Origin of the sequence: Trujillonella humicola, assembly GCF_046233715.1 — a bacterium.
Lineage (GTDB): Bacteria > Actinomycetota > Actinomycetes > Mycobacteriales > Geodermatophilaceae > Trujillonella > Trujillonella humicola.
The window spans coordinates 27,847-36,407 of sequence record NZ_JBJNRJ010000053.1 but is presented as its reverse complement, the minus strand read 5'-3'; the positions used below and the strand labels follow the sequence as shown (position 1 = coordinate 36,407).

Here is an 8,561-nt window from a genome sequence, read left to right as displayed (position 1 = left end):
CCCGAGGCGTCCTCTACGACGAGGGCGTCCACCAAGCCAACCGCAACCGAGCCCTCGGCAACGCCGCCTGAGCCGGTGGTTGACAGAGGGTGTCTCACCCGGGCATCAGACCACGACGGCGTCGGTGCCGGCCGCGCCACCCGGCCCGCACCTAGCCCGTGAACCGCCGCAGCCGGGTGCCGGGCCGGTCCGCCGGTTCCGGGCCGCGGACGGTGCCGACGGCGTCGGCGACCGATCGGCCGGCGCCGATGCCGTAGTGGCGGTAGAGCGCGGCCTCCTCGTGGGCGGACAGGTGACCCTCGACCGCGAGGTCGCGGTGCGGCGAGTCCTGCACCGTCGAGACGTCGTAGGGCACCTCCAGCCGGTCGCCGGACAGGGTCGCCTCGGCCAGCGGGAGGAACGCCCGCCCGTCGTCGTCCGGCCCGGTGCGCACGACGGCCCACTCGGGGCGGCCGGTGGTGTAGTCGAGGTAGACGTCGGTGACGGTGCCGAGTTCGCCGTCGGAACCGACGACGGTCGTGCCGGACAGGGTGCCGATCTGCTGCTCGGGGATCACGGTGCTCCTCGGGGGTGTCTGCGGGCCCCGGACCTGCCCGCGGGGCCTGCGGCGGAAAACCGATCAGGCGAACGACTGCGGACGCCGCGGGCTGCGTCCCTCCCGGCGCACCACGTCCAGCCGGCCGAGCAGGTTCTCCAGCGCCTCGTCGAACTCCGCGGCCGACTCGTCGACCGAGAGCAGGTCCTGCAGCCGCACGACCGTGGGGTACCCGGTGAGGCCCGGCGGCGCGTCCGGCTCGCCCAGCCCGGCGTCCTCGGCGTTGACCGGTACCCCCTTCTGCGAGACCTCGAGCAGGAGGTGACCGAGCAGGAAGCTGCTGTAGGCGCGGTAGGCGGCCACCGCCGAGTCCTCGGAGAAGCCGTGACTGGTCAGCGCGACGAGGAAGGACTCGATCCAGCGCAGGCTGCGCAACGGCGGGCGCACCCAGGGCGCCGCCGGCGGGCGCGTGGCCACCAGCGGGAAGACCTCCGGGTGGGCGAGCGCGATGCGGCGCACGCCGTGCGCGAGGCGCTGCAGGTACTCCTGCCAGCCGTGCGCGGCCTCCAGGTGGACGTCGGGGTCGCCGTAGAGCTCGTCGACGACGTTCTCCACGACGCCGTCGAGGAGCTGCTCGCGGCCGGGCACGTACCGGTAGAGGGCCATGGCCTCGACGCCGAGGGCGGCGCCCAGCCGGCGCATGGTCAGGGCGCTGAGGCCGTGGGCGTCGATGAACTCGACGGCGGCGCCGAGGATGCGCCGCCGGTCCAGGGGGAGCCGCCCGGTGTCGGGCGGGCCCACGGACAGCACCGCCGCCGCGCCGCCGCGGGCCGCGGGTGAGTCCGGGTCCGGACCTGCACCGTCGTGGTCGCCGGATGTCGCCACGGCACCTCCTCGGCCGGCCGCCACGAGCCCGCCACGTCGTCTGCATCCTGCCCGGTCACCTGCACCGCACCGACGTCGATGCCCGGTTGTGAGGTCCTCGGAACCCATCGTTGACGCCGAGGTCCACGCCGGGAAACCAGGGCCCGCCACCCTCGTCCCCATGCCCGCCGCGACCGCGTCCGATCCCGCCGCCGGCGCGGCCGACCGGTCGCGGACGACGGACACGCACTGCCCGTACTGCTCCCTGCAGTGCGGCATGCGGGTCACCGCCGGCGGCCGTCCGGCGACGGTCGTCCCGCTGGACTTCCCGACCAACCGCGGCGGCCTGTGCTCCAAGGGGTGGTCGTCGGTCGAGCTGCTCGACCACCCCGAGCGGCTGCTGCACCCCCTGGTGCGCGCGGTGCCCGGCGACCGGACCAGCCCGCTGGTCGAGGCCGCGTGGGACGAGGCGCTGGGCCGGGTGGTCGTCGCGATCCGCCGCACCCAGCAGGCGTACGGCCCTGACGCCGTCGGCTGCTTCGGCGGTGGCTCGCTGACCAACGAGCAGGCCTACCAGTTCGGCAAGTTCGCCCGCGTCGCGCTGCGCACCTCGGCGATCGACTACAACGGCCGGTTCTGCATGTCCTCGGCCGCGGGCGCGGCCAACCGCGCGTTCGGCCTGGACCGGGGCCTGCCGTTCCCGCTGTCGGACGTGGCCGGGGCCGACGTCGTCGTCCTGGTCGGCAGCAACCCGGCCGACACCATGCCGCCGGCGATGCAGTACCTCGACGCCGGTCGGGACCGCGGCGCCGAGCACGTCGTCGTCGACCCCCGGCGCACCGCCACCGCCCGCACCGCCGCGCTGCACCTGCAACCGCTGCCGGGCACCGATCTCGCCCTGGCCAACGGGCTGCTGCACATCGCGGTCGCCGAGGGCCTGGTCGACGAGGAGTACGTCGCCGCGCGCACCACCGGCTTCGACGCCGTCCGCGCCGGGGTCGCCGCCTACTGGCCCGACCGGGTCGAGCGGCTCACCGGCGTGCCGGTGGCCGACCAGCGGCGCACGGTGCGGGCGCTGGCGCGGGCGGAGAAGGCGATCGTGCTCACCGCCCGCGGCGCCGAGCAGCACCGCAGCGGCACCGACACGGCGCAGGCGTGGATCAACCTGGCGCTGGCCCTCGGGCTGCCCGGGAGGCCGGGCAGCGGCTGGGGCACCGTGACCGGGCAGGGCAACGGGCAGGGCGGCCGCGAGCACGGGCAGAAGGCCGACCAGCTGCCCGGCTACCGGTCGCTGCGCGACCCGGCCGCCCGCGCGCACGTGGCCGCCGTCTGGGGCGTCGACCCCGACGACCTCCCCCTGCCCGGCAGGAGCGCCTTCGAGCTGCTCGACTCCCTCGGGACGGACGGCGGGGTGCGCACGCTGCTGGTCCTGGCCTCCAACGTCGCCGTCTCGGCCCCCGACGCCCGGCGGGTGGTCAGCCGGCTGCAGGACCTGGATTTCCTCGCCGTCAGCGACTTCTTCCTCTCCGAGACCGCCGAGCTCGCCGACGTCGTCCTTCCCAGCGCCATGTGGGCCGAGGAGGACGGGACGATGACCAACGTCGAGGGACGGGTCATCCGGCGCCGGCGCGCGCTGGACCCGCCGGCCGGCATCCCCGACGACCTCCAGCTGCTGGCGACGCTGGCCGACCGGCTCGGCGCCGGGCACCTCTTCTCCGGGGACCCGCAGACCGTCTTCGACGAGTTGCGGCGGGCCAGCGCCGGGGGAGCGGCGGACTACTCCGGCATCAGCTACGACCGGATCGACGCCGAGCAAGGCGTGTTCTGGCCCTGCCCGTCCGACCTGCACCCCGGGACGCCGCGGCCGTTCGCCGACCGCTTCGCCACCCCCGACGGCCGGGCGCGGTTCGTGCGCGTCGAGCACGTGGAGGCGCACGAGCGCCCCGACACCGAGTACCCGTACGTGCTCACCACCGGACGGGTGCTGGCGCAGTACCAGTCGGGCACCCAGACCCGCCGGACGCGGAGTCTGCAGATGGTGGCGCCCACGCCGCGCGCCGAGCTGCACCCCGACCTCGCCCGGCGCCTGGGGATCGCGCAGGACGACGTCGTCGAGCTCGCCACCCGCCGCGGCCGCGCCCGCTTCCACGCCCAGGTCACCGACACGATCCGACCCGACGTCGTCTTCGCGCCCTTCCACTGGGGCGGCGGCTCCAGCGCGAATGCGCTCACCGACGCCGACGCCCTAGACCCCACCAGCCGGATGCCCGCCTTCAAGGTCTGCGCCGTCGCGGTCGCCCGCATCGGCGGCCCGACCGAGCGCATCGACCCGCCGGCCGCCGCCACCCAGCCGCGGCTTCGCCCGCACGCCCCGCCCGCCGTCCCCGAGCCACGCCCGCCGGCCCGACCCGCGCCCCGACCGTCGCGACCCCAGAGGAGCACCCGCGTGAAGAGCACCCCGCGCTTCCTGCAAGGCGTCTACCCGATCACCGGGGAGGGGCTGGCCAAGCCCGGCCCCGTCGACGCTGCCCTGCGCTACACCGTGCCCTCCGGCCTGAGCGCCCAGGCGCTGTACTTCCGCGGCGGGAACTCCAGCAGCGAGCTGGTCTACGTCCTGCTCCTGCGCGACGGCGAGCCGATGCGCTGGTTCCCCATCGGGGCGAAGGGCGACGTGCACGTGCCGCTGCGGGTGGTCGAGGACCTGCCCGGCGGCACCGTCGTCGAGCTGCACGCCGCGGCGCCCGAGGGCGTCACCGGCGAGCTGGTCGTCGACCTCGGGCTGGTGGAGGTCTGATGACCGCGATCCTCGGCGGACGTCCGGAGGGCCTCACCTCGCTGTCGCTGGGCGACGACGAGCTCGACGCCCGCGCGCGGCTGGTCATCGTCGGGAACGGCATGGCCGGCGCGCGCTTCGTGGAGGAGGTGCTCGAGCGCGGCGGCGGCGAGCAGTTCCGGATCACCGTCCTCGGCGACGAGCCGCACGGCAACTACAACCGGATCATGCTCTCGCCGGTGCTGGCCGGGGAGTCGGCCGAGGACGAGATCGTCCTCAACAGCCACGACTGGTACGCCGACAACGGCGTCGACCTGCGCGCCGGGGTGCGGGTGTCGCGGGCAGACACCGCCGCCAAGGTGGTGCACGGCTCCGACGGCAGCAGCTGGCCCTACGACCACCTGGTGCTGGCCACCGGCAGCTACTCGTTCATCCCGCCGATGGCCGGCGTCCGGCGGGATGACGGCGCGCTGCTCCCCGGCGTCCACGGCTTCCGCACCATCGACGAGACGCGGGCGATGCTCGAAGCCACCGGCCGGTGCCGGCGCGCGGTCGTCATGGGCGGCGGCCTGCTCGGCCTGGAGGCCGCCCGGGCCCTGCAGGGGCACGGGCTGCAGGTCGAGCTCGTGCACGCGATGCCGTGGCTGATGAACGCCCAGCTCGACGCGGAGGCCGGCGCGATCCTCAGGAAGAGCGTCGAGGAGCTCGGCATCATCGTGCACCTGGACGTCCTGGCCTCGGAGGTCCTCGGCGCCGATCACGTCGAGGGGGTGCTGCTCGAGGACGGCCGGCGGCTGGACTGCGACCTGCTCGTCGTCGCCGCCGGGGTCCGCCCGCACACCGACGTCGCCGTCCGGTCCGGGCTCGAGGTCGAGCGGGCGATCGTCGTGGACGACCAACTGCGGACCGACGACCCCGACGTCTACGCGATCGGGGAGTGCGCCCAGCACCGCGGCTCGGTCTACGGCCTGGTCGCCCCGGCGTGGGAGCACGCGAAGGTGCTGGCCGACGTCCTCACCGGCACCGACCCCACCGCCGAGTACACCGGCAGCCGCACCGCCACGAAGCTCAAGGTCGCCGGCGTCGACGTCGCCACGATGGGGATCAACACCCCCGAGCGGGACGACGACGAGTTCCTGGTGATCTCCGAGCCCAAGCGCGGGGTCCACCTGTCGGTCGTCATCCGCGACGACCGGCTGGTCGGCGCGACCCTGCTCGGCGACACCCGCAAGGTCGCCTACCTCACGCAGGCCTTCGACCGCGGCTCGCCCCTGCCCGAGGAGCGGATCCGGCTGCTGGTCGACCTCTCCGACGGCGCGGAGGACGTGGGCGTCGCCGAGATGCCGGCCGACTCGCAGGTCTGCAACTGCAACGGCGTCACCAAGGGCGCGATCTGCGGCGCGGTGGCCGACGGCTGCGGCTCGGTCGGTGCCGTCATGGACCGAACCCGCGCGGGTAAGGGCTGCGGCTCCTGCAAGTCGCTGGTCAGGCAGATCGTCGAGTGGGCCGCCGACGGCGACGTCACCGAGGACCCCTCGGCGTCCTGGTACGTGCCGGGGATCCCGCTGGCCAAGCCCGAGCTCATGGCGGCCATCCGCGAGCAGGACCTGCGGTCGGTCTCCCAGGTCTTCGCCGCCCTCGCCCCGGGCGGCAAGGAGGACGCGAAGTCCAAGATGGGGCTGACCTCGCTGCTCAAGATGGTGTGGGGCGTGGACTTCGTGCCGGAGAAGGACGGCGAGTTCATCAACGATCGCGTCCACGCCAACATCCAGCGCGACGGCACCTTCTCCGTCGTCCCGCAGATGAAGGGCGGGGTGACCACGCCGGCGCAGTTGCGCAGGATCGCCGACGTCGCCGAGAAGTACGAGGTCCCCATGGTCAAGGTGACCGGCGGTCAGCGGATCGACCTCCTCGGCGTCCGCAAAGAGGACCTGCCCGCCATGTGGGCCGACCTCGGCATGCCCTCGGGCTACGCCTACGGCAAGAGCATGCGCACGGTGAAGACCTGCGTCGGCAGCGACTTCTGCCGCTTCGGCCTGGGCGACTCCACCCAGCTCGGCATCGACCTGGAGAGCCGGTTCCAGGGCATCGAGAGCCCGGCGAAGATCAAGATGGCGGTCGTCGGCTGCCCGCGCAACTGCGCCGAGGCCTACGTCAAGGACGTCGGCGTGGTCGCGGTCGGCAACGGCCGGTGGGAGGTCTACGTCGGCGGCGCCGCCGGGGCGACCGTGCGCAAGGGCGACCTGCTGGCCACCGTCGACTCCCCGGGGGAGGTCATCCGGCTCGCCGGGCGGTTCGTGCAGTACTACCGCGAGAACGCCAACTGGCTGGAGCGCACCTACGACTTCGTCCCGCGGATCGGCCTGGAGCGGATCAGGCAGGTCCTTCTGGAGGACAGCGAGGGCATCTGCGCCGACCTCGACGCGAACATGCAGCGCTCGGTCGACGCCTACCGCGACCCGTGGGGGCAGGACGCCGCGCAGCCGGCCACCCCGGGGCAGTTCCGCACGTCCCTGCCGCTGGTCGCCCTGCCGGAGGTGCCCGTCCGATGAGCGTCACGCACACGGAGGTCGCCGAGCCGACCACCGCCGGCACGGAGCTCGGGAGTCCGGCCACCGAGGTCGCCGTCCCCGGCCGGGCGCCCGCACCGGGTGGGCGGGCGCACACCGTCGGCCGGGTCGAGGACGTGCCGCCGGGGGAGGGGCGTGCCTTCGTCGCCGGCGGTGCCCAGGTCGCCGTCTTCCGGCTGCGCGACGGCTCCCTGCACGCCACCCAGGCGGCCTGCCCGCACGCCGGCGGGCCGCTGGCCGACGGGCAGACCGATCCCGACGTGCTCGTCTGCCCGCTGCACCTGTACGCCTACCGGTGGGTGGACGGCGTCGCGATCAGCGGCTCCCACGCGGTGCGGGTGTACCCGGTGCGCGAGGTGGACGGGATGCTCGTGGTGGACGCGTAAGGCCCTCACCGCATCTCGATCCGGCCGCGTGGCCAGGTAAGGCTTGCCTAACCAAGCCTGTGCGGCTAGAACTGTGCTCATGTCGATCATGAACCGCACGCGGGGCGCCGTGCTCGCCGGCCTGATGCTCCCGCTCCTCCTCGCCGGCTGCGGATCGGCCGACGCCGGCGACTCCGCCGCGTCGTCGTCCGCCGCGGAGGGCTCGTCCGCCTTCCCGATCACCATCGAGCACGCCTACGGCGAGACGGAGATCCCCCAGGAGCCCCAGCGGGTCGTGTCGCTGGGATACACCGAGCAGGACGCGATCCTGGCGTTCGGCGTCGTCCCGGTGGGCGTCCGCTACGCCTTCGGTCCCGAGGACGACGTGTTCTTCCCCTGGGCCGACGACGCGGCCGGGGACGCCGAGCCGGTGATCCTGCCGCGCGCGGAGATCGACGCCGAGCAGGTCGCCGTCCTGGAGCCCGACCTGATCATGGCGGTGACCGCCGGCCTGACCGAGGCGGAGTACGAGACGCTCAGCGGGATCGCCCCGGTCGTCGTCCAGCCGGCGCAGTTCCCGGCGTTCGGTACCCCGTGGCAGGACCAGACGCTCGTCACCGGGCGGGCGCTGGGCCAGGAGGAGCGCGCCGAGGAGCTCGTCGCCGAGGTCGAGGCGCGGTTCGCAGACGTCCGCGCCGCGCACGCCGAGCTGGAGGGCCGCAGCGTCACCCTGTCCGGCGTGGCCTACCAGGGCGAGTACCCGTTCCACGCCTCGAGCGACACCCGCACGCAGTTCTTCCTGGACTTCGGGATGGTCGTGGACCCGGAGCTCGACGAGATCGCCGGGGAGGAGTTCTACGGAACCGTCAGCCAGGAGCAGGCCGGGCTGCTGGACGCCGACGTGCTGCTGTGGCAGGCCGGCTCGGCGGCGGAGCGCGCGCAGATCGAGGGCGACCCGATCCTCGGCGCCATCCCGGCGGTGGCCGAGGGCCGGTCGTTGTTCGTCGAGGGCGCCGACTACGACGCGCTGCAGTTCTCCAGCGTCCTGAGCCTGCCGTACCTGCTGGACAGCCTGGTCCCGAAGATCTCGGAGGTCGTGCAGGCCTCCGGCGCGTGAGCCGAGGTCAGCCGCCGCTGCCGCCGCCCCCGAGCATCCAGCTGTTCCGGTTGACCGCTCCGCGGGCGTCGGCGGCGCCGGACTCCCCGGGCCGCGGCGGGTCGTTGGAGGGTCGCGGCGCGGCCCCCTGCCGCCGCCGGTGCCGGCGTCCGGCCACCAGCAGGGCAGCGATGACGGCCAGGGCGACCAGCGCCACGACGACGACGAGCAGGGAGTCGGACACAGGACCTCCGCGGGACCGGCGGACGGGGGGGGGGCCGGGCGGCCCCGGGCGGGGCTGCCGGATCGGGCGAGGTCTGGACAGTGGGAGGTCCCTAGGGCCCAGCTCCGGGGTGAG

Annotated in this window: 7 protein-coding genes; 4 read left to right on the top strand and 3 right to left on the bottom strand. The window is 74.3% G+C overall.

What is annotated here, in order from left to right:
* Positions 1–151 precede the first annotated feature (151 nt).
* Positions 152–556: a PRC-barrel domain-containing protein gene (locus ACK586_RS20540; RefSeq protein WP_409332368.1), complete on the bottom strand. Its 405-nt coding sequence runs from the start codon at positions 554–556 to the stop codon at positions 152–154.
* Between the two features lie 63 nt (positions 557–619).
* A complete protein-coding gene (locus tag ACK586_RS20535) occupies positions 620–1,420 on the bottom strand; it encodes a TetR/AcrR family transcriptional regulator (RefSeq protein ID WP_409332367.1) in 801 nt (266 codons plus the stop codon).
* Between the two features lie 160 nt (positions 1,421–1,580).
* Here ACK586_RS20535 and ACK586_RS20530 point away from each other — a divergent pair, with 160 nt between their 5' ends.
* The 4 genes from ACK586_RS20530 (at position 1,581) to ACK586_RS20515 (ending at position 8,224) form a co-directional block, all read left to right on the top strand.
* Positions 1,581–4,193, top strand: a complete 2,613-nt coding sequence (locus ACK586_RS20530; RefSeq protein ID WP_409332366.1) for a molybdopterin oxidoreductase family protein — start codon at positions 1,581–1,583, stop codon at positions 4,191–4,193.
* Positions 4,193–6,724 carry a nitrite reductase large subunit NirB gene (nirB, locus tag ACK586_RS20525; protein WP_409332365.1) on the top strand — a complete coding sequence of 844 codons (2,532 nt, stop codon included), beginning with the start codon at positions 4,193–4,195 and terminating at the stop codon, positions 6,722–6,724. Before ACK586_RS20530 ends, nirB begins: the two co-directional genes overlap by 1 nt.
* Positions 6,721–7,128: a Rieske (2Fe-2S) protein gene (locus ACK586_RS20520; RefSeq protein WP_409332364.1), complete on the top strand. Its 408-nt coding sequence runs from the start codon at positions 6,721–6,723 to the stop codon at positions 7,126–7,128. The genes nirB and ACK586_RS20520 overlap by 4 nt, the downstream gene beginning before the upstream one ends.
* An 88-nt stretch (positions 7,129–7,216) precedes the next feature.
* Complete coding sequence (locus ACK586_RS20515) at positions 7,217–8,224, top strand: iron-siderophore ABC transporter substrate-binding protein (protein ID WP_409332363.1); 1,008 nt, start codon at positions 7,217–7,219, stop codon at positions 8,222–8,224.
* A gap of 7 nt (positions 8,225–8,231) precedes the next feature.
* Here the strand turns inward: ACK586_RS20515 and ACK586_RS20510 are convergent, their stop codons facing one another.
* Positions 8,232–8,447, bottom strand: a complete 216-nt coding sequence (locus ACK586_RS20510; RefSeq protein ID WP_409332362.1) for a DUF6479 family protein — start codon at positions 8,445–8,447, stop codon at positions 8,232–8,234.
* Between the last annotated feature and the right edge of the window lie 114 nt (positions 8,448–8,561).

Excerpts from the sequence above, each read along its gene's own strand:
- ACK586_RS20530 (WP_409332366.1), top strand. The coding sequence starts at position 1,581 with ATGCCCGCCGCGACCGCGTCCGATCCCGCCGCCGGCGCGGCCGACCGG.
- nirB (WP_409332365.1), top strand. The coding sequence starts at position 4,193 with ATGACCGCGATCCTCGGCGGACGTCCGGAGGGCCTCACCTCGCTGTCG.
- ACK586_RS20520 (WP_409332364.1), top strand. The coding sequence starts at position 6,721 with ATGAGCGTCACGCACACGGAGGTCGCCGAGCCGACCACCGCCGGCACG.
- ACK586_RS20515 (WP_409332363.1), top strand. The coding sequence starts at position 7,217 with ATGAACCGCACGCGGGGCGCCGTGCTCGCCGGCCTGATGCTCCCGCTC.